Source organism: Bradyrhizobium sp. Kon69, assembly GCF_055807515.1.
The window spans coordinates 1-19316 of sequence record NZ_JBVVOS010000030.1; the positions used below are offsets into that span (position 1 = coordinate 1).

Annotated in this window: 17 protein-coding genes and 2 pseudogenes; 3 read left to right on the top strand and 16 right to left on the bottom strand. The window is 60.7% G+C overall.

Features of this window, described 5'->3' with window-relative positions; genetic code table 11:
- Window positions 1-410: 410 nt before the first annotated feature.
- The 4 genes from AC0L3U_RS31380 to AC0L3U_RS31395 form a co-directional block, all read right to left on the bottom strand.
- Window positions 411-1730 (bottom strand): MFS transporter, encoded by a 1320-nt coding sequence (locus tag AC0L3U_RS31380; RefSeq protein WP_259219312.1) that lies wholly within the window; start codon window positions 1728-1730, stop codon window positions 411-413.
- Between the two features lie 82 nt (window positions 1731-1812).
- The gene (locus tag AC0L3U_RS31385) at window positions 1813-2475 is read right to left on the bottom strand and encodes a ribbon-helix-helix domain-containing protein (RefSeq protein WP_259219311.1); all 663 of its coding nucleotides are present in this window, start codon (window positions 2473-2475) and stop codon (window positions 1813-1815) included.
- A 387-nt stretch (window positions 2476-2862) separates the two neighbouring features.
- A complete protein-coding gene (locus AC0L3U_RS31390; RefSeq protein WP_259219310.1) occupies window positions 2863-3285 on the bottom strand; it encodes a CopG family transcriptional regulator in 423 nt (140 codons plus the stop codon).
- Between the two features lie 9 nt (window positions 3286-3294).
- Window positions 3295-5271 carry a conjugal transfer protein TraG gene (locus AC0L3U_RS31395; RefSeq protein ID WP_259219309.1) on the bottom strand — a complete coding sequence of 659 codons (1977 nt, stop codon included), beginning with the start codon at window positions 5269-5271 and terminating at the stop codon, window positions 3295-3297.
- Window positions 5272-5851: 580 nt separating this feature from the next.
- Here AC0L3U_RS31395 and AC0L3U_RS31400 point away from each other — a divergent pair.
- Entirely contained in the window at window positions 5852-6661 is an 810-nt protein-coding gene (locus tag AC0L3U_RS31400) for a polysaccharide deacetylase family protein (protein WP_374762386.1), read from the top strand.
- A gap of 486 nt (window positions 6662-7147) precedes the next feature.
- Here the strand turns inward: AC0L3U_RS31400 and AC0L3U_RS31405 are convergent, their stop codons facing one another.
- From AC0L3U_RS31405 to AC0L3U_RS31420, 4 genes are all read right to left on the bottom strand, one after another.
- Entirely contained in the window at window positions 7148-8875 is a 1728-nt protein-coding gene (locus AC0L3U_RS31405) for a relaxase/mobilization nuclease domain-containing protein (RefSeq protein ID WP_456652739.1), read from the bottom strand.
- 241 nt (window positions 8876-9116) lie between these two features.
- Window positions 9117-9659, bottom strand: coding sequence for a lytic transglycosylase domain-containing protein (locus AC0L3U_RS31410; protein ID WP_445432987.1), 543 nt, complete (start codon window positions 9657-9659; stop codon window positions 9117-9119).
- 360 nt (window positions 9660-10019) lie between these two features.
- On the bottom strand, window positions 10020-10526 hold the full coding sequence (locus AC0L3U_RS31415) for a S26 family signal peptidase (RefSeq protein WP_259219305.1): 507 nt from the start codon (window positions 10524-10526) through the stop codon (window positions 10020-10022).
- A complete protein-coding gene (locus AC0L3U_RS31420) occupies window positions 10526-10990 on the bottom strand; it encodes a DUF2840 domain-containing protein (RefSeq protein ID WP_259219304.1) in 465 nt (154 codons plus the stop codon). The genes AC0L3U_RS31415 and AC0L3U_RS31420 overlap by 1 nt, the downstream gene beginning before the upstream one ends.
- 278 nt (window positions 10991-11268) lie before the next feature.
- Here AC0L3U_RS31420 and AC0L3U_RS31425 point away from each other — a divergent pair.
- Window positions 11269-12246: pseudogene (locus tag AC0L3U_RS31425) on the top strand (transposase).
- Window positions 12247-12833: 587 nt separating this feature from the next.
- Here AC0L3U_RS31425 and AC0L3U_RS31430 read toward each other — a convergent pair.
- The 5 genes from AC0L3U_RS31430 to AC0L3U_RS31450 form a co-directional block, all read right to left on the bottom strand.
- On the bottom strand, window positions 12834-13736 hold the full coding sequence (locus tag AC0L3U_RS31430; RefSeq protein ID WP_259219303.1) for a replication initiator protein A: 903 nt from the start codon (window positions 13734-13736) through the stop codon (window positions 12834-12836).
- Window positions 13737-13739: 3 nt separating this feature from the next.
- Window positions 13740-14018, bottom strand: coding sequence for a helix-turn-helix transcriptional regulator (locus AC0L3U_RS31435; RefSeq protein ID WP_259219302.1), 279 nt, complete (start codon window positions 14016-14018; stop codon window positions 13740-13742).
- A gap of 124 nt (window positions 14019-14142) precedes the next feature.
- Window positions 14143-14664: a DUF2285 domain-containing protein gene (locus tag AC0L3U_RS31440; RefSeq protein WP_259219301.1), complete on the bottom strand. Its 522-nt coding sequence runs from the start codon at window positions 14662-14664 to the stop codon at window positions 14143-14145.
- Window positions 14665-14722: 58 nt separating this feature from the next.
- A complete protein-coding gene (locus tag AC0L3U_RS31445) occupies window positions 14723-14905 on the bottom strand; it encodes a transcriptional regulator domain-containing protein (RefSeq protein WP_456652740.1) in 183 nt (60 codons plus the stop codon).
- Between the two features lie 158 nt (window positions 14906-15063).
- Entirely contained in the window at window positions 15064-15342 is a 279-nt protein-coding gene (locus AC0L3U_RS31450; protein ID WP_259219300.1) for a DUF2285 domain-containing protein, read from the bottom strand.
- Between the two features lie 105 nt (window positions 15343-15447).
- On the opposite strand from AC0L3U_RS31450, the gene AC0L3U_RS31455 reads away from it, so the two are divergent.
- Window positions 15448-15729, top strand: coding sequence for a helix-turn-helix domain-containing protein (locus tag AC0L3U_RS31455; RefSeq protein ID WP_259219299.1), 282 nt, complete (start codon window positions 15448-15450; stop codon window positions 15727-15729).
- Window positions 15730-15891: 162 nt separating this feature from the next.
- On the opposite strand, the pseudogene AC0L3U_RS31460 reads toward AC0L3U_RS31455, so the two are convergent.
- From AC0L3U_RS31460 to AC0L3U_RS31470, 3 genes and pseudogenes are all read right to left on the bottom strand, one after another.
- Window positions 15892-16131: pseudogene (locus tag AC0L3U_RS31460) on the bottom strand (DUF736 domain-containing protein); the annotation flags it as partial.
- Between the two features lie 91 nt (window positions 16132-16222).
- A complete protein-coding gene (locus tag AC0L3U_RS31465) occupies window positions 16223-16405 on the bottom strand; it encodes a hypothetical protein (protein ID WP_259219298.1) in 183 nt (60 codons plus the stop codon).
- 861 nt (window positions 16406-17266) lie between these two features.
- On the bottom strand, window positions 17267-18082 hold the full coding sequence (locus tag AC0L3U_RS31470; protein WP_259219297.1) for a ferredoxin--NADP reductase: 816 nt from the start codon (window positions 18080-18082) through the stop codon (window positions 17267-17269).
- Window positions 18083-19316: the final 1234 nt, after the last annotated feature.

The window sequence follows — 19316 nt, forward strand, 5'->3', positions numbered from 1 at the left end:
CGGACCTTGACGTTGTAATCGACCACCCGCTTTACCGGCACCAAGACCTTCATCGATCCTCTTTCACTCAATCTGGGGAGGGGTTATCACGAAAGGATTGCGCTAATTCGTATGGATCGCGACCAACGTGCAGGATTTGTGCACGAGAGTTCATTCGGACGCAGCAAAGCGCCTGCACCCATATAAACACTCCATCGAGGGTGTGCGGAGATGCGCGCGCAACTCGACTTCTTGCTGCGGCCGATAGCAATCAGCGGCTTCACACGGGACAAGGAGGAAGCAGAAGCTGCGCTCGGCAAAATGGGACCAAGCGGATCGTAGTCTGGCGTAGAAGAAGAAAGATTCGGGACGATCGCTCTTGACGCGCCGAAAATCATGACCCGGGACATCAGCCCGGCGACAGCTTGGCTTCACCACTCCGCATGGTCGTCCGCCTCCAGGATCGCGAGCTCGGCCGGTGGAATAACGACATCAACCGAGTTCCAGCCTCCCGCCGGTTGACGTGTGACCGAAGCACCAGCACTCCGTTCACGGCGCTCGAGCCACGGGACGGCGGCGAACCAGACCAGCGCTGCCAGCTGCAGCAAAACGTTCACACCGAACGCGGTCTGATAGGCCGTTGAAGGATAATGCCCCGCCTCAAGAGGCCATTGCGCCAGAATTAATCCCGTCCCGTACTGCACCACGAAAGCCCAGCCAAACTGCAGGACATTCAGACCGCCATTGGCGCGCGCAACCAGTTCGGCCGGGAAATAATCCGCTATGATGGCGTAGGTCAGAGCAGTGGCTGATCCGGCCATCGACAGCACGCACCACGGCAGGAGTGATGGCCAGGGCGGATGCAGGATCAGCACAAGCTCCGCCACAATCAACATCGCCGCGATCAAGCCAAACAGTGTCTCGCTCTTCTTAGCCCGGCGGCGCACCCAGTTGGCAAGGACGCCCAAGACCAGAGCGCCGAGACTCAGAGCGACCGCCATCACGAACAATTCGTTGACCAGTCTCGTCCGATCCAGCCGCTCCACATCGGAAAGCCAGGGCGCCGCCCATAAGGATTGCAGTGCCCAAGCGGACCCGATGCAGGTCGCCGATAAGGGCGCCATTCTCCAGAACCGCCCATCCGAGTAGACGGTTTTCAGAGTGGCGGGCGTCCTGCTAGCCTGTGGCCCAGTGGTTCGTTCGGGAACCACGAGATAGATCAAAATGGCAGCAAGCGCGCTTGAGGCGGCCAGCACGCCGAATAGACCCCGCCATCCGATCCAGTCCAGCAGCACCTCGGCAGGAGCCGTTGCGGTAACGGCCCCCAATGAGCCCAGCATGATCATATAGCCATTGATGAGGGCCATTCGTTCTCTTGGAAACCAGAGGACGATGATTTTCAGCCCGGACATCAGGGCTGCTGCACTCCCAAGTCCGACCATCGCGCGAGCAAAAAGAAGCGACAGGAATCCCGTCGATAGTCCAAAGAGCGCGGCCCCCCCTGCAGCAACAGCCAAGAGCACGCTCTGGACCCGGCGCGGCCCGAAGCGATCAAGTAACATGCCGATCGGAATCTGGGCCGCCATAACGACCAGGAAATAGATTGACGTGAGCAGCCCGACATCCGCAGCGCCAAGCCCGAGATCAGAGGCGAGGCGCCCAGCAATGAGCGTATTGATGGTCCGGAACAGGTACGAAAGGTAGTACCCGGCCGCGAAGGGAAGAAACACGCAGGCGATGAGCCGCCACAAGGGACAAGGCTCAACGCGTTTTGCGGGCGATGTTTGCGCCCTCATTTGCTTCGGCGCGTTTCTTCCGGCCCACTTGGTCGCCTCAACAAAAGGAGTTCGGCAGGTTTCGAAAGTTCGAATTGCTGCCGCCCTCCTCGGCGGCAGCGCTCGGCTCGGAGTTTCCATCCGCCGCGACCGCGGACAGACCTTCCTGACTCGGCTGTTCTTCTGCCGCGCGCTGTGACGCGCCGGCATGAGCTTCACTGGCAGGTCGACTGCGCCTGCCCAGCCGATCGATCGTCTCCTGGATCAATGGCTGACCGAGCCGTACCCGCCGTTCGACCTGCTCCGCCAATACCTTGAAACGCTGCTGTCCGAGCAGGCACGCCTCCCGCTGCCCGGATGGCAGCATGGGCGGCGTCACGGTGAGGTGATAGCGCGCATGCAGGGCTACCGTCTCGGCGATGATCGCGATCTCGCGCTCGAGCCTGGCCATCTGGCCACTGATCCGGTCCAGTGCCTCATGAAAAAGCCCGTCAATGGGCGGTGCAGGATTCAGGAATCGTTCAAGCGCCGTCTCGACGACCATGCTCTTGCCAAGCCCCGGGCGTTCGGTCGCAACTTCAAGCCGCTGAAACATGCTCTCGGAGAGCTGAACGGTGACCTTCTTGGTTCGCGCTCCTTCGCTCGAGCTCGGCTGCGCATCGCTGTCGGCTTGATTCACAATCGAGCTGGGCTGGCCTCCAAGCTCTCCATCGACTTGCATTGCTTGTTCACTCCCAACTTGCGGCCGCGACCTGCCCGCGCACGGCGGCACGCGCGGCGTCGATTTCGGAATCGAAACGGCTGAATCGCCCCCAGCGATGATGGACTTGACACAAGGGCCAATCCGAACGTCACTTCAACCGCACCAACATCTGCGTCGTAGTCTGGCGTAGCCAAAGAAAGACAAGGCGGTCTCAAAAAGAGCTGGATTTGTAAGCCTATGTCATTCGCGGGCAGCTAACCGCCTGTTGCAGCGGCCCCGGGCACCTTGAGTGACGCGCCGATCCCTTACGTGCTTCGTGGCATGCTGCCGACCTGCAGTCGGCTTGTCTGACTCAGCGGCGCCCCCATTTTCAGAAGCTGCCAGAGCATTGGGGGTGCGTACTGATTACTCGTGCTTCTCAGAGGCGTGCATGTCGATGCTTACCTCTTTCAGGACGGTGGATCCGCTTGCAAGCCGCCGTCCCAGCGCCTCAACAAACCGATCGTAACGTTCCGCGCCCTTGGCGCGTGCGGCGGGAGTCGAATGTTCGGGGAGCGCCGGCGTTGAGGTCAGCCAGAAACGGATGAAGAGCGCGATGGTCTCAAGCGTGATGCCATCATTGCGCTCCAGGCGTTCGAGCACGCGCGCGATCCGGTCCAGACGCTTGGCGATCGCCGCCTCGCGCCGATCGGAATCATCAGGGCAAAGGAAGGAGCCGATCGCGGCCTCGGCGACCAGGGACTTAGGCTGACCCCGGCGTTGTGCGAAGGCCTCGAGGGTTTTGAAGGTTTCCGGATCGAGATAGATGCTGAGCTGGATCTTTTTCACGCTGCCCGCTCACAGATCCATCCCATCGTCCGCGTCGAGGCTGACGGTCCGCGCAACACCCTGCATCGAGCGGCTCAGAGCTTGTGCCTGGACGGCATCGGCATCACCCTCATCGAGGTCGGTGTCGAACTCGTGTTCGCCGAGCGGCGCCTTGACCTCGATCTCCTCATGTTCCGGCAATTCCGGCTCGCGACGCAAACCACCGTTCGCCTCATCACTCCTGCGCTTGCGTCTGGTCAGTAGCTCGACTGATGGCGGAATTGGGGCGCCGGCCGACCAGTCATCCGGTCCTGCGGACAAGGTACGCGGATCGAAGCGGGCTGGCTTCAGCACACGTCGCTGGAACTGCGGATCCTCATAGTAGCGGGCTTTCGTAGCGCGCACCGGGTGCACCCCGGAAATCATCACGATTGCCTCTTTAGGCGAGAGTTGCATGACCTCGCCTGGCGTCAGCAGCGGCCGCGAGGTCTCCTGACGGCTCACCATCAGGTGTCCAAGCCAGGGGCTCAAACGGTGCCCCGCATAGTTCTTCATGGCGCGCAACTCGGTCGCAGTTCCGAGTGCGTCGGATACGCGCTTGGCGGTACGCTCATCATTGGTCGAGAAGGCGATCCGGACGTGGCAATTGTCGAGGATAGCATGGTTCGGCCCATAGGCGCGTTCGAGCTGATTGAGGCTCTGGGTGATCAGAAAGCTGCGGATGCCGTAGCCTGCCATGAAGGCGAGCTGACTCTCGAAAAAGTCGAGCCGGCCGAGCGCTGCAAACTCATCGAGCATCAGAAGGAGTTTTTGCCGGCGCCGGTCTGGATCCAGGCTTTCGGTCAACCGCCGCCCGATCTGGTTGAGGATGAGCCGCATCAAGGGTTTGGTGCGGACGATGTCGGATGGAGGCACCACGAGATAGAGTGAGACGGGCTCGGCGCCGTCGACAAGGTCGCAGATGCGCCAATTGCTTCGCGCGGTGATCTTGGCAACCACCGGATCGCGATACAGCCCCAAGAAGCTCATCGCGGTTGAGAGCACACCGGAGCGCTCGTTCTCGCTCTTGTTGAGAAGCTCGCGCGCGGCCGAAGCGACAACGGGATGAACGCTACCTCCAAGATGCGGGGTTGCAAGCATTGCTGTGAGTGTAGCGTCGATCGGGCGGGAGGGATCGGACAGGAAATTGGCGACGCCTGCGAGGGTCTTGTCAGCTTCGGCGTACAGGACATGCAGGATTGCGCCGACAAGGAGAGAGTGGCTGGTCTTTTCCCAGTGGTTGCGGCGCTCGAGTGCCCCTTCTGGGTCGACAAGGATATCGGCGATATTTTGCGCATCTCGCACCTCGCAATCACCACGGCGGATCTCGAGAAGCGGGTTGTAGGCGGCGCTGGCCGGATTGGTCGGATCGAATAGGAGCACTGGCCCAAATCGCGCGCGCCAGCCGGAAGTCAACTGGAAGTTCTCGCCCTTGATGTCATGAACAATCGTCGAAGCCGGCCAGGTCAAAAGAGTCGGGATGACGAGGCCAACGCCCTTGCCAGAGCGCGTGGGAGCAAAGCAGAGCACGTGCTCAGGCCCGTCATGCCGCAGATAATGGCCCTCAAGCCGGCCGAGCACGATGCCGTCAGATCCCAAGAGACCCGCCCGCCTGACCTCGCGCGCATCCGCCCAGCGTGCCGAGCCATAGGTGGTGACGTCCCTCGCCTCTTGCGCCCGCAAGACGGAGAGCATCATCGCTAGCGCAATTGCTGCGATGCCACCGCTCGCGGCAATGGCGCCGCCCTCCAGGAAGATCAACGGTGCGTAAGCGTCGAATTTGAACCACCAAGCGAAGAAGGCTGCCGGCTGGTAAATCGGCCAATGCCCAATCCTGAACCAGGCTGGTCCAAGCTGCGGTTGGAAGGCGAGCCGCCATGCCGTCCATTCAGTAGCCGCCCAAAGAAAGGCGAGTACGACGAGACAAACCAGGATGACCTGATGCCATATGATCTTTGTTGCCGACATGGATTGGAGATGTGGAGGCATTCATGGGGGGCGCACAAGCGGTGCCGCCCGTGCATCGTACTCGCGCGCGTCAGGGCGCAGAAATCAGCCGGTCAGGCGAACAGTCGCATTCGTGAATGAAGATCCCCAACGGTCCGGTACGTACCGGTGATACTAGCCACAACATGCTATGATCCATGTCGCGCTCCGAAACGACTGGGAAGAGCCGGCGATTATCCTATCGTTGCGTGACCGTCGCGGCTACGGCGTCAGACGTTACCCAACGTTTGCTCGATATGGCGGATTCGTCCTTGATCTGATCAACCGGCGTTGGTGGCGTTCTCTTTCGGAAGTTGTTGTGCTTGACACGAGCGACTTGGCGACCCCTCGACTATGCCCAAGGTCGGGCCAGGATGCTTCCCAGGAGAGAGGGCACAGAAATAAGTTCAATCATTAAGAACGCCGCGTTCATCGCATCAGCCGGGGCCTAACGACGCTTTTTGGCCCGATATGCCATTGATGCGCAGAAATCCCGCTAGCGACATCGAATATCGTACGGCGCGCACGGGTTTGCGCAGCAAGCAAAGTCGCGCCGGGGGCGATGGCAAACAGGCGTTTGAACAGATTGGCATCATGGCTTGCCGGCGCTGCGGCCGTGGCGTTCGCCTGCAATGGCATCGCTAGCGCGACCGACTGCCCGCGGCAGGACGCATTGGGAACGTCGCGCGTACTCGCTGTCGATCCGAAGGCCTATCCGCGCGTGGGATCGAATGAGTTTCCGAAGACCCTTCCTCTGGCAGATCACGAGGTCGTCCTCACCTTCGATGACGGTCCGAGGCCGCCGAACACACAAAAGGTGCTGGAAGCGCTCGGGCAGGAATGCGTGCGGGCCACCTTCTTCCTTGTCGGCAGATCCTCGGCAGAATTTCCCGAGCTCGTCCGCCGCATCGCCTCACAGGGCCACAGCATTGCGCACCATAGCTGGTCGCACCAGATGATGTCCAAGATGCCGTTCGAGCAGGCAATGGACGATATCGATCGCGGCATTGCGGCTGATGAGCTCGCACTCGAGGGCTTGTCGACCAACGTCCCTTCGACGCCATTCTTCCGCTTTCCCCATTTCGACTCATCGCCTGCAATGCTGGACGCGTTGCAGTCGCGCGGGATCGTCGTGTTCGGAACCGACCTTTGGGCGAGCGATTGGGAAGACATTAGCCCAGACCAAGAGCTCATGAATGTGATTGTGCAGCTAGAGAGCGCGAGAAAGGGCATCATCCTCCTGCACGATGCCCAAGCCCGCACTGCTGCAATGATACCTGCGTTGCTGCGATATCTGCACAAGAACGGCTATCGAGTCGTGCATTTGGTACCGGCTGTCCAGGCCGAGAGGAAGGCTGAGACGCGCCACTAGCATGCGCCTTTCGACATCACGTGTGGCAGCTCCCTGATGATGTCCCTTTTGAGTTTGCTGCAGGCTGGTGATGGCCGAGAGTGGCAGCTGCTCGATATCCAATCCTAAGGGGGATTCAAATCTCGATTGGTGCAATGCATGCTAAGTTGACGGCTAAATCCTGCGGTCCGAATGGCAATATCCGATCATTCTAACTGGTGGGCTGACGTCGGCGTGTACAAGGGATGGCCTAAGGTAGTCGGCCTACATTCCACTGTTACGACTTGATGAAGCCAACCGCCTCAACATTGAGCGGGTAGGATCGTCTCAAAACCTCATGAACTCTGCCAGCTCTCGTTGAGAAATGGAGATCCGGTCGTCATGCCGGACCCTCAAGATTGCTCCCTTGACGCGAACAGGGTTCGGCTTGAATAGGAACGATGTGCGGCTCAATGATAGCCCGTCGTGCCCAGCAACTGCCGGCGCCCCAAAGCAGAAATCGACGGGTCAGAGCGCGAGCCCCCGTTTGCGTCCAAAGCTCCACTCGACATTGGCCGGTCCCGCGATGCCGCTTACTTGTTTTCCCAGTTGGTGCTCAAGTGAAGGCGTCCACGGCACGAGCTGGAAACCAAGCCCATTGTCGATCATGGCGAAACGTCCAGAGGCCAACGATAGGCGCCGGCGATAGACCCCCGAAATCTGCTCACCTGCATCGGCGGCCAAATGCGCAAGCCCTGATTCCTCGGCCAGACGTCGTCCGACGGCTTCCAACTCACGGCGGCGAAGGGTCTCGACCAGGTTGCGACCGAGTGTGACCTTTTCGCCGTTACGGCGAGCAAGTCCCTGCTCTGCCAGGACGTCGATCCGCCGCTCGAGCGCGGTCCGCACCTCGGCGCCAAAGCCAGCGCGTGAGAGATCGGTAGGCTCGCGTGCCACAAGCTGTCGGTCGAGCCAGGTCGCTCCCTCCGCCGAGACCTGCTGCTCGAGCGCCACGTCCGAGCGCACAACGAGCGCGATCCGTGCTCGACCGCGCGCATCGTCAAAGCGCCGGAACTCCACAATGGCGCCGATCGGCCCGTTGCCAGCCGACTCGATATCGGGGAGTTTCAGGTGATGCACGCGCCCGTCGATCCCGTCGACAATGGCAAAGGCCGTGCCCCTGAGCTCGTCGTCGAGCCCGCGCGCCATAAGACGGCCGATGACCGGTTCGCCATGGCGTTCGCCCTCGAGTGCCCAGGACGAGGGCGCGCGCGCCGGGCCATCCTTCGCGATTGTATTGTGCAGCCGCTTGATGATGTCGCCGCGCTCACCGAGCGCACGCAGCCGCGGCTGGGCATCTGCGGCCAGTACCCACTGCGCAGGACCGGCGGGCGCGGCCACGCCAAGCCGCTCGAGTGTCCGCATCCGCCCGATGCGAATCTCCCGTAAGGGGTCGCCCCCGGCAATCCCGTCCGGCCTCAGATCGATCACCCCGTCCGCCGCACCCGCTTCGCGGGCAAGCGCCCGGTCGAGCCTGGTCCAGCGTTCGGCCGTCACCTCCGCTTCAAGGACTTGGCGGATCTCGAGCTCCGATCGAGGGCCAAGCTCGCGCGTGACGAGATCGCCGGCCCGGGCGCGCAAGCCTGTCGAGATGTAGTCACGGCTGATGACAAGGTCATTTCCGTCATCCGCGCGGCCGCGCACCAGGATGTGGACATGCGGGTGCTCGGTGTTCCAATGATCGACCGCAACCCAATCGAGGCGGGTGCCGAGGTCGCGCGAGGCCTGATCCATCAGCTCCCGGGTAAAGATCCGCAAGTTCGCGAGTTCGCCAGCATCGTCCGGCGAGACGATGAACCGGAAGTGATGCCGGTCGCCCTCGCAGCGCTCGGCGAACGCGCGGCCGTCGGCGTCATCGCCCGCCGCGTCAAAGAGCTTGCCCGGGGTCCCATCGCGGGTGACGCCGTCGCGCTGGAGATAACCGATATGCGCGCGCATCGCGCCCGGCGAACGCATCCGGCGCACGACCCGCGCCTTGACCATGGCGGATCGCGCGCGGTTGTTGAGGAGCCGCGTCGCGGCAAGGCTCGCCGCGCGACCGCGCCCAAACTTGCTGCCACGGCTGCGGCTACCCCGCGAGAGACCGCCGGCCCTCTGAGCAGCTCTTAGCGTCTGCGCCAAGAACGGCTTCGTCCGGGGCGCGCGCGTCGAACGGATGCGGCCTGGGCGGATGCGGAAATCGTCGTGACCGGTCATCTTGCCCGCCGGAACGTGTCGAAAACCGAGCGACAACGGGGAGTTGCCGCAAATCGCAAGTTGTGTCGGCCATTCTCAATGTTTTCCGGATCATTGAAATCGATGCAGTTTCGCCCACAACCGACCGGCCGCACCTTGCGGCTTTTATCCTGCCCTCCCCGGTCGCCCACTCTCGGCTCTCTGCCAACCACTCTCAACGTTGCGACTAGCTTCGACATCATGCGACGAAATGCGATTGCGATCATCGGGACTTCACCTCGTCTGATCGCCGCACAAACGGGCCCGTCGCGAAAGGGACGAGTGCAGTTGCACCCGCCCTAGGCGCTGCTTTCGACGAATTCATTGTGCGGACGCCGGATGCCGAGTCGGTGTTGTCAGCCGATAAGCTCTTGGACCGCTCAACACGGAGTGGCGCTTGCTGCCACGCGGCGAAGCGTCTGGCAGCCGAACCACCGCGGTTGCGCTGCTCAATACCGATCAATGGTGCGAGTGTAGCGATGTAGATCTGTGTTTCATCCGGAAGCGCTCGACCGGTGACCAGGTGCTCCTCGTACCGTCTGGGTCCAGCATTATAGGCTGCGAGAAACCCTTCCGATCCGAAACGATCGAGCATCTCGCGAAGGTATGCTGCCGCAGCCATAATGTTGTCGTGAGGATCAAACGGATCGATACCGAGATCGTAACGAACGCTAAGCTCGACCCAGGTCGCGGGCATGATTTGCATCAACCCGAGCGCTCCGCGAGGTGATATGGCATGCGCATTACCACCGCTTTCGGCCTGCATGACAGCACGGATCCAATGCTCCGGGACCGCGAACCGATGCGAGGCTTCGGTCACGAACGCGGCGTATGCACGGCCTGGAAGCAGGTTTGAGGAGCGCGCAGCTTGTGCGCGCGATCCAACCTCCGCTCTGCCGGCCGATGGCGCTCCGAACGTCAGCAGAATTCCAAAAAAGCAAGCAGCGGCTCGAGATAGCAATGTGCGGACAGCCGCCGAGGACAGAGCTCTTCCCGGCCGGCACTGAGACGGCGCGAGACGGCCGCGACGCGCGCCGATTGCCGACAATTCGGCCGGGATGGAGGAATGACGGCGCGATCGGCCGACTAGAGAAACCGCAACCCAGTGGAGCAATGCCGGCATTTGTCAGTCCTCCCTGGTCCACACCGGTACCGCTTGCCCGATGACGGCCGATATCGGGAGCGGTCCGAAATATCTGCCGTCCAAGGACTCGTCCGATTGCCAGTTCATGAGAAACACTTGGTCCTCAGCGACGACCCGGCAGCCCCGCCACGCCGGCAACGGACTGCCACGGCGGTCGCGCTCGCGTGCCTGGCCCATTTCGATGCCGTCGACGACGATTGTGAGACCCGTTCTGCAGACGGTTTGCCCGGGCAACGCCAGCACACGCTTGAGCATCGGAAGACCGCTCGGCAAATAGCCGTTGAAGTCGAGGAAGCTCGCAAGCGGCTCTGGTGCCCGAACGGCCACGAGCTCAGTGATGTGCAATCGTGCGGTCCCTTGCAAACGGTAGAGGCCGATCGGCACACTTTCGGAAGCGTTCCAGATGTACGATAGTGAGGTGTCGGTGACCGGCCAAAGCGCGAGCATTGTGGCCCCACATATCGCAAGGATGATCCTTGGCCGTCCCATCAGAACACCATCCTGCGCCGGTGGAGCCACCCCTGGTGGCGCGCACGCGTATAAGCTCGTGGCGTTTCGTTGACGGAAAGACGGTTGTGGACGTGATGCCAATACTCGGGGGCTGCATCGGCTGGATCGATGCCGAATGACTCCACGGCGTCGATCAGCTGGAGAACGCGCTCGACCTTTGGCCAGCCAGCCAGTCGCAGCAGGCTTTCGCCGCCAGGGCTGACCCAAGGCACGGTCGAATACCGCTGCCCCGGCGCGATCGCGCGCAGAATGTCGATACGAGACAGGATGGTTCCGAAGTCATTGGATGTCCAGCGCACGAACGCGAAGATGCTGCCGGGCATAAACGAGAGAATGCGGCGGTGCTGGTCAATGATCTTCTCCGATACAGGCTTGCCGAACCGGATTCGGTTCTCGATCCGCTTCTCGAGCCACAAGAGTTCAACAGTTGTGAGGTCGCTCACCTGGCCACTCCATAGTTTTGAGAGGAATTTGGACATGCCAACGGGTGCGCTGTCGCCAGCGCATCGACGTCAGAGCCTTGGTTTCGGCAGAACGGTTGTGATGAAGGATCGATGATCGGCTTGTCCAAGCGTTGCAGCGCTCCTGCTGCTGTCAAGGATCGCAGCCGAGTGCTCCAATTCGTTAGAAGGAGTCCGAAGGACTCGAGGTTAGCCGGGGTACTGACCGGTGCCCCATCGCCGGTCGCATTGCGACGATGATGCCTCGCGACGATTCGCGAATGGAACGCGCGGTGCGTTCCGGCAGTCGGCAACGGGGGCGCAACTTCTATGTAGGGTTCGGGGTGTCGCGGGAGGCGACGAACATTTGTGTGGTCGACGGCGACGGCAAGGTCGTCTGAGAGGCGAACCTGGACGCCGATCCAGACACGATCGAACTGTCGGAAGCGTTCTCGTTCAGGACCTGGCTGTTCACGGCGCTTGCCGAAAAGGGCCTCCCGATGATCCGCATCGAGAACCGGCACGCCAAGGCGGCGCCGAACGCGATGCTGAACAAGACGGACCGCAACGACGCAAAAGACACTGCGCAGATGATGCGCACTGGCTGGTTCCGCGCGGTTCATGTCAGGTCGGAGAGCGCACAGACGTCGCGGGCGCTGCTGGTCGCCCGCAAGGCGATGCTCGGCAAAGTGCTGGACACGGAGAACATGATCCGCGGCCTGTTGCGCCCGTTCGGCTTCAAAGTCGGCGAGATCTCGGTCGGCCGTTTTGATGCGCGGGTGCGCGATCTCTTGGCCGGGAAGAAGGAATTGGAAGCGATCGTCGCGCCGCTGTTGGACGCCCGCAGCGCCATGCGGCAGCAGTTGGCAAAACTGCACCGCGTGGCGCTGACGTTCCGCGCCACGGTCGATGATCCGGCGCGATTTAAGAAGTCGACCAATGTCGGCGCCCATTGCGGGCTGACGCCGCGGCGCTATCAATCCGGCCAGACCGACCGGATCGGCAGCATCTCCAAATGCGGCGACGAGCTGACGCGGGCAATGCCGTACGAGGCGGCGATCGCGATCCTCCCGCGCATTCCGAAGAACTTTAAGCTGCGGCTGTGGGGCCTGCGGCTGGCCAGGAAGAAGGGTCTGAAGCGCGCTGCGACCGCAGTGGCGCGCGCGCTCGCCGTGTTGCTGCACAAGATCTGGACCAGTGGCACCACCTTCCGGTTCGGCGCCGGCGGCAAGCTCGGCCGGGTCGCTGCGACGGCTTAAGGGCCTCCGCGACCCGGCCGCTTCCACGCGCGTCTTCTTCTTCCGCCACGGCGGAGCGGCGTCTCCCGAGGGGACGGGGATGTGGGTGAGATCGCAGCTATTCTTGCCGGCGGCTTCATGCAGAGCTGTGAGGTTATCATGCACGACGCTGGTTAGCCTGACCGCCCATTCTCCAGATTCCGGCATGTGGTGGCCGTCGGGCCAACCAGGGACGTTAGCGAGTTCTCCTCGACGAGCGAGCTGCCGCAAAGGAAAGCGATGAGCGTGATGCGGTGATGCCGATGCTGGTGATCGCGTGATTTTGCGCGCGATCGTGCTTGCACGCGCAGATTGGAGAACAGATTCGCATTGCAGGAAGGTTTTGCGCGCGACAGAGTAAGCGCATGTGGCATTCTCGTTGCACGCACGATCGACTTGTTCACAGCGCACTGATTCACAACAAGAAGTTAGTGTCAGTATGTTAGCAAAGTTACGGGAGCAGGAAGTCTTGACGCCGCAGAACCTTAGCTCTGATTCCGGTCCCCGATAGCACGAGCATCGGGTCCCCGATGGCACGAGGGTTCTGGTCCCTGATAGCACGAGCGAATTCACAGCTTATCCCCAGCAGGAAGGACGAGGCCACGCTTGAGCAGTCGCTTGCTCAACGGACCGATGGGGACTGGTGCGAAATTCAGTCGCTCGGCACCGTTTGGGTCCTGCGTGATGATAAGTTTGTAACCCGGCAGCGTCTGCCGACGGACGATCTGGCGCAGGTCGTAAGCAAAGTGCTTGATTGGCGATAAGCTGCCGGATTTGGCGTGGAGATGTACGACGTCGAAGCTCCAGCCACCGCCCTGACGACCGCCATGCTTGCGCACCAGCCGATAGAGCCAACGCTCCAGCCCGCCGGTTAGATCGAAATACGCGCGGTCAATCGTCAGCACGAGCGCTTCATCGAGAACGCCCGTGTAGAACCAATCGGGCAGGATCAGCTCGATTCCACGGGCATGTCCGTGCGGATCGGCTGTCTCTTTCCATTCGTTGATCCAGGAGAACCGATACCGCCGCCGCTCGCTCGGCTGCCGGATCGATGTCACCACAGTGGTCGATTGCAACCGGTCGAGCGCAGCCTTCAGGCGGTCGTAGTCGCGCACGCTGGTGCCGCGGCCGACGAAGGTCAGGATCTCATAAGGCGTCGCTGCCATCAGCCGGGACGTTTTCAGGCCGGCATCACGGGCTTCGACAATCTGCGAGGCAGCCCAGATCAGAACGTCCGCGTCCCAAATCGTCGCCATGCCATGTTCCGGCACGGCTTCGACACGAATGGTGGTGGTGCCTGCGCGGAAATCGATGGGCACAATGCGCCTCGACTTTGCCAGCGAAAAGAACGGATACGCCATCAGGTCTTGCGCGTCGCGTGGCGCCAGATCGCCCGGGAGGGCGCGAAACAGATCGAGTTGGTCGCGCTCTGATCGCCGCCTCCTGCTTGCAGTGGAGTTGCTGTCCGGCATGGGTCAGCGCCGCTCCTTGCCGGCATACGGAACGGGTGTGTGCCGTTTCGCGGGCAGGACCGTGCCTGTGCCGGGATCGCGAGTGGACGTTTTGGCGCCGCGGTCAACCCACGCCTTCAGGTCCTCGAGCGCATACACAACGCGACCGCCGAGCTTGCGGTAGGTCGGACCTGTCCCATAGGTGCGGTGCTTTTCCAGGGTTCGGCCGGAGAGTCCGAGAAAGCGCGCCGCTTCGGGCGTGCGCAGGTATCGCGGCGGCAGGCCGGCGTTCGGATCGGGCATTTGCGAGGCTCCGTGGTCGTCTGGAGCGCGGCCGGCTCGGGCCGCGCATCGACGGTCACGATGGCGCAGTAAGAGTGCTTAGGGGGATGCCGAAGATCGAGCGATGATTTTCGGCACCCCTGCTCTACTCCTTGCGAGATGAGGGACGTAGCAATGCGCGATAGCCGCCGCGCATCAGAGCCAAGCCAGCCTGCACCAGGCGGATGGTCCGGCTGCGCAATTCGTGGGTTTTCCAGGCGCGCTCAGGGATGCGTTTTCGGCCGAACAGCACCTCGGCGATGACGCGATAGGAAGCGCCATCCATGTGTCCATCGAGCGCTCGCAGCACCAAGACGAGTCGTTCGCGCCGCTGCGCCGAAAGCTGATGAAGGGGAGGTCCCGGCCGGCGGCCGTTGATTGCGCGCCACAGCCGATGTGAGGCATGGGCGCGGATCTCAAAGTCCGCATCGAGCGGCAGTTCGGCCGCATAAGAGGCACCAAACTGCGGCGCCTCTTTCAGCCAGAGATGATGTTGTGCCCCTTGAATGCGCAATACGGCATGCCAGCCGTCAGATGCCTGTCTGATGGTGCCCGATGAAAGGTCGGGAAGCGGTAGCCTCGCGCCGAGCGCTTTTGAGCCGGACGTGCGCTGAACGACCGGCACCACCGTCGGCAACGCCTCAGGTGCCCAGAAGATTGTCTGTTGGTAAAAGGACCCCTGCGGGTCATGGGCGAAAGCAGACGCCCCATCTCCTTCGGAATTCGGAAGTCATCTGCGATCGATTTTGACGATAGGAAGCTCGATAGTTAGGGCTGCGCCGCAGTGACTCCCAGGCGAAATCCGCCATCTCGCCCGACTTGATAGCGTGCTGATACGCCTCCGGTGAGCGCCAGTCGAACTCGGACATTGCTGTGATCTCCTGCCGCAAGTCGATTGCGGCGCAATGTCTATGAAGCTTGGGATTGTTGGGGAAGTCACCAATTATGCATTGCGTGATGCCTGCAGGCGATCACACGTCAGCGGGGAAATCTGTTCTCGAGCGCGAATTCTTCATGACAGATTTTGCTACTTAGGCGCGCCGCCGCGAAGCAAGTCGCGGTAGCCGTGGTCTGCCATCCATTTTGCTCGCGCCAGATGACTATCAAACGCATTGCGGGCGCGAGCCGGTTCGCGATCCGGATCGATGTGCAACACAATCCGAGCCACTTCTTTCCAATCGGCGCCGTCAGTCTCGGCATCAAGAAGTCGCCAATACGTTACCAGATGCTGCTCGTCATAGGTCGTCAGCACCGGCGCATGCGGCGCGACATCCGCGACGTCGGGATCTAACGGTGGCTTCGTCATGTAGGCTTATGCGCACTTCGCTAATCTGCATCGTAAGCGAAACTTACCAAAATAGTTCGGTTATAGCCAGTGGTTTGATGGTCTGCCTAATGGCTGTTTGAGCGCATGAAAGCTCGTGCGCTCGTGGCCTGGAATGTGCGCCGGATCCGCGTGGATCGCGGTATTCCGCAAGAGCAACTGGCCTACGATGCCGGGATTGACCGCTCATATATGAGCGGCCTTGAGCGGCAATCTGAGAATCCGACAATTGATCTTCTCGACCGGCTCGCCGAGACGCTGGGTGTTCATTTATCTGAATTCTTTGTTCAGCCACCCAAGGGAGCGGCGACACCCGAGACGTTGCCTAAAGGTCGCAAGTCAGCGCGTCTACGTTCCAAGAAGCAATAGCATTGGGCGAGGTCAAGCCGCGCGGACAAGCGCCGCGTAAGTGCGCGTCTTAAACGAGCGAAAATCAACTCGACCAAGCCGATCCAGCTGCAGCTTTGCTCAATCGGCTTTTCTCCAAGAGCGAGCCCCGCCCGAGCAGTTCGGGCGGGGCGATAATAAGCCTCACTCTCCGTTCTTGCGCGGACGCGACCAGAGCAGGGTGTAACATTCGCCGCCTTTGCCGTCGAAGTTCGCGTAGATCGGCGCGTTGAACGAAGGGCGTCGAGCTTGAGCGAGCTAGTCGCGCCCCTTCCCGGAGCGCTTCGACCACGCTGCGCCTATCTCAGCCTTATTGTGCACCACAAGGAAAACTATGAGCAGTTCACCCGGCAATTCTCCTATGAGGACCCGGACACTAGGGGCTTAAAGACGATGGTCATAGTCGGCCCCGTTATGGGCGGGCTTTGCCATTCCAATTGAGCCTCCGCCCGAGGATTGAGCGCTCGGGCCGGCGCTATAATTCACAGGCGTCGACCTCCTCGTCCGGGAATTTCTCGGCGTCCAGCTCCAGCCTGTTCTTCGCCTCTTCCAGCTCCCCTGTGATCAGCACGTAGTCTTCGAATGTGCTTGAGGAGCTCATGTGCTTCTCGATCAGCTGCCGCAGCTCGTGCCTGAACTGATATTTGCTGACGGTCATTCGCCTTGCCTATCATTGCTGAGTTCACGTACGAGATCCAACTTGTCGAGCTGGCGCGCCGAAACGTTTGGTGAAGGTGAGGAACTGGAAGCAACATTGCGGTTGGTGCCAAGAACAGTCAGCCCAAGGACAAGAGTAGCAGAAATCCCGGCCACGATCAGGCGTACTCAGCTGAGGTCGCCCCAGCCTTGTCCCGCCAAAAACGCATAAGACAAAATGACTTCATTGCAATGCCATTTTCACGGCTGGACCGGTAGCGGATTCCGTTTGACCGCTCCCGCAACTCATTCGCTTACGACGCGTGCGATTCATCCAATAAAAGGTACCCCCTCGCGCATCCGAGGTTGGGAACAGTTCAAGATTGTCCCCTGTTAGAAGTCGCCCAATGCCGTACAACACAGACACCGCAACAATCACAGCGCAGAGATAGGCCGCAAGTTGAGGCCAGATTTCACCGTCACGGTTGAACATTAGCCCTCATATGGCACCGCGTGGCGGCGGCGTTCAAGGTGAGACGCGCTCTCATCCTGATTGTCGCGCCATAACCGCGCTTCCGACTGAAAATTTGAGAGCCCCCCATGGAGCACAAGGGCCGAGCTGCTCCCGCCGCCCAAAGCCAGGCAGCCACGCTGCTGGGAAACACCGCGTTACTTCGGCGTCGCTCAGAGTGTCACGAACGTTCCGCTTCTCCGCCCCCGGCACTCTTTACGACGTTGCGTAAGACGATTTCAGAAAGCTGCACAAGCCGCCGTTTGAGAAATATAACCAGTTGTGAGAGACGGAGGATCTCTTGCTTGCAGCGCTCCAGCTCGCGCCGTTCGTCTGTTATTGCAGAGGCTTCATGGCGATTCTTACTTGCCGTCATGGTTCATGTAGACCCCTTTTCCGAGAAGAGCTCAAAGTATTGCGTTCAGCGAACTCCTTTTCAAACACGAATTGCGCCGGCGCGCCGTGATCGCCTTCGACAAAGCCCTTCGATGCCAATAGCTCGCGGGCATCGCGCACCAGGGCGGGGCTGCCACAGATCATGACGCGGTCATGCTGCGGCTCCAGTTCCGGCAGCTCGATTTCGGTAAACAGCTTGCCTGACTCGATCAGGTCGGTGATCCGGCCGCGGTTACAAAATCTATCGCGCGTCACGGTCGGATAATAGATCAGCTGGTAGCGCACGAAGTCGCCGACCAGCTCGTCGCTCGGCAGTTTTTCCGTGATCATCTCGCCATAGGCGAGCTCGGCGACGCGGCGGCAGCCATGCAGCAGCACGACATTCTCGAATCGTAGATAGGTTTCGGGATCCTTGATCACGCTCAGGAACGGCGCAAGCCCGGTGCCGGTGCCGATCAGATAGAGATTACGCCCGTCCTCCAGGTTATCGATGACCAGCGTCCCCGTCGCCTCGCGGCTGACGATGATCTCGTCACCCTCCTTCAGATGCTGCAGACGCGAAGTTAAGGGAGCATCCGGCACTTTGATCGAGAAAAATTCCAGCCGGTCCTCGTAATGGGCGCTGGCGAGGCTGCGGGCACGCAGCAGCGGCTTCTCGTCGATCTTGAAGCCAATCCTGGTGAATTCGCCGCTGCGGAAGCGGAACGACGGATTCCGCGTCGTGGTGAAGCTGAAGAGATTGTCGGTCCAGTGATGGACGCTCAGTACGCTTTCCTGGTCGAAAATACTCATCCCACCGCTGCCGCGAAAGTAGACCATGATCCGGACCCGCAGGACCGCGTTAGCGCAAAGTTTTCACCGATTTTCCGAAGGATCATGCTACAAGCACCAGACGAGGCTCTCGATCAAGTACTGTCGGACCGATAGCTTCACGCACTCAACTGCTTTCGCTTTGGAAGATTGGCCTGTGCCCCGCCTGTAGCGATCAACCCGGCCGCTGCCAATTCACAAAGATCTCCAATCCTCTACTCGTTCAGCCCGCCGGCATCGCTGCTCAGATGAACTTCTCTCGCAGTTCACGCCGCGCCGGCGGGCTGACTTGGCCAGCTCACTCCCCGCCGAGTTTCGTGCCCATGTCGCGCAGAGGCATGGCAAATTTGGGGGCCTTTGCTTCGACAAACACGGTACGTAGCGAACGAACAATCTTGTTTCGCACGTGAGTGCGTCGTCTGGGCTTCAGATGGGAAAGTTTTGTACAAAGCCCTGCCATCTCGCTTAGAACCTGCGCGCTGTTGCACTACTGGAAAGAGCTCCCAAAGAGGATCGACGCTGCGAGCTTCGCCGAGGTAACGGTCGCCGAACATGCTCTCTCCGATTGCATGTGATTGCTCTGGGCTGACCGTAACAATATTCTAGTGTTGATTAATGCAATGAGCGCGTGTTCACGCTCAAATCCTGCATCCGGGTGCCTTCTTCGATGGGTTTCACGCGATAGCGATCCGCCTGCTCCCGAAGGGTCCCGCTAGCGCGCCACGTGTTCGGTCCGATACAGAACGTGCTGCCTCAGCCTCCACTTAAGCCAAACAGGCGAAGCGGAAACAAGAGAGGTATTGGCACGGAGTTCAAAGTCTGCATCGAGCGCCAGTTCCACGGAACAGAAGTCGACATGTGAGGCAGACGCGCTCCGCACCCGGCTCGGCAAGGCGTCCGATGCAGCAAGAGCAACTTGCGTACGACGCCGGCTTGACCGCTCATATATGGGTGGTCTTGAGAGGCAATCTGGGAAGCCGACATTGATCTTCTCGACCGGCTGGCCGAGACGCTGGTGTTCTTTTATCTGAAGTCTATGTTCAGCCATCCAGAGGAGCGACGACATCCAAGACTTTGCCTAACGGCCGCAAGCCAGCGAAGCCCACGTTCCAAGAAGAAATAGCACTGCTGCAAGAGCGACTTTATGGCCACGCAGATCGGTAGCGGCACCGCGCGCTCTAAAATGCGAAAATCATAAAAAATCGACCGCGCCATT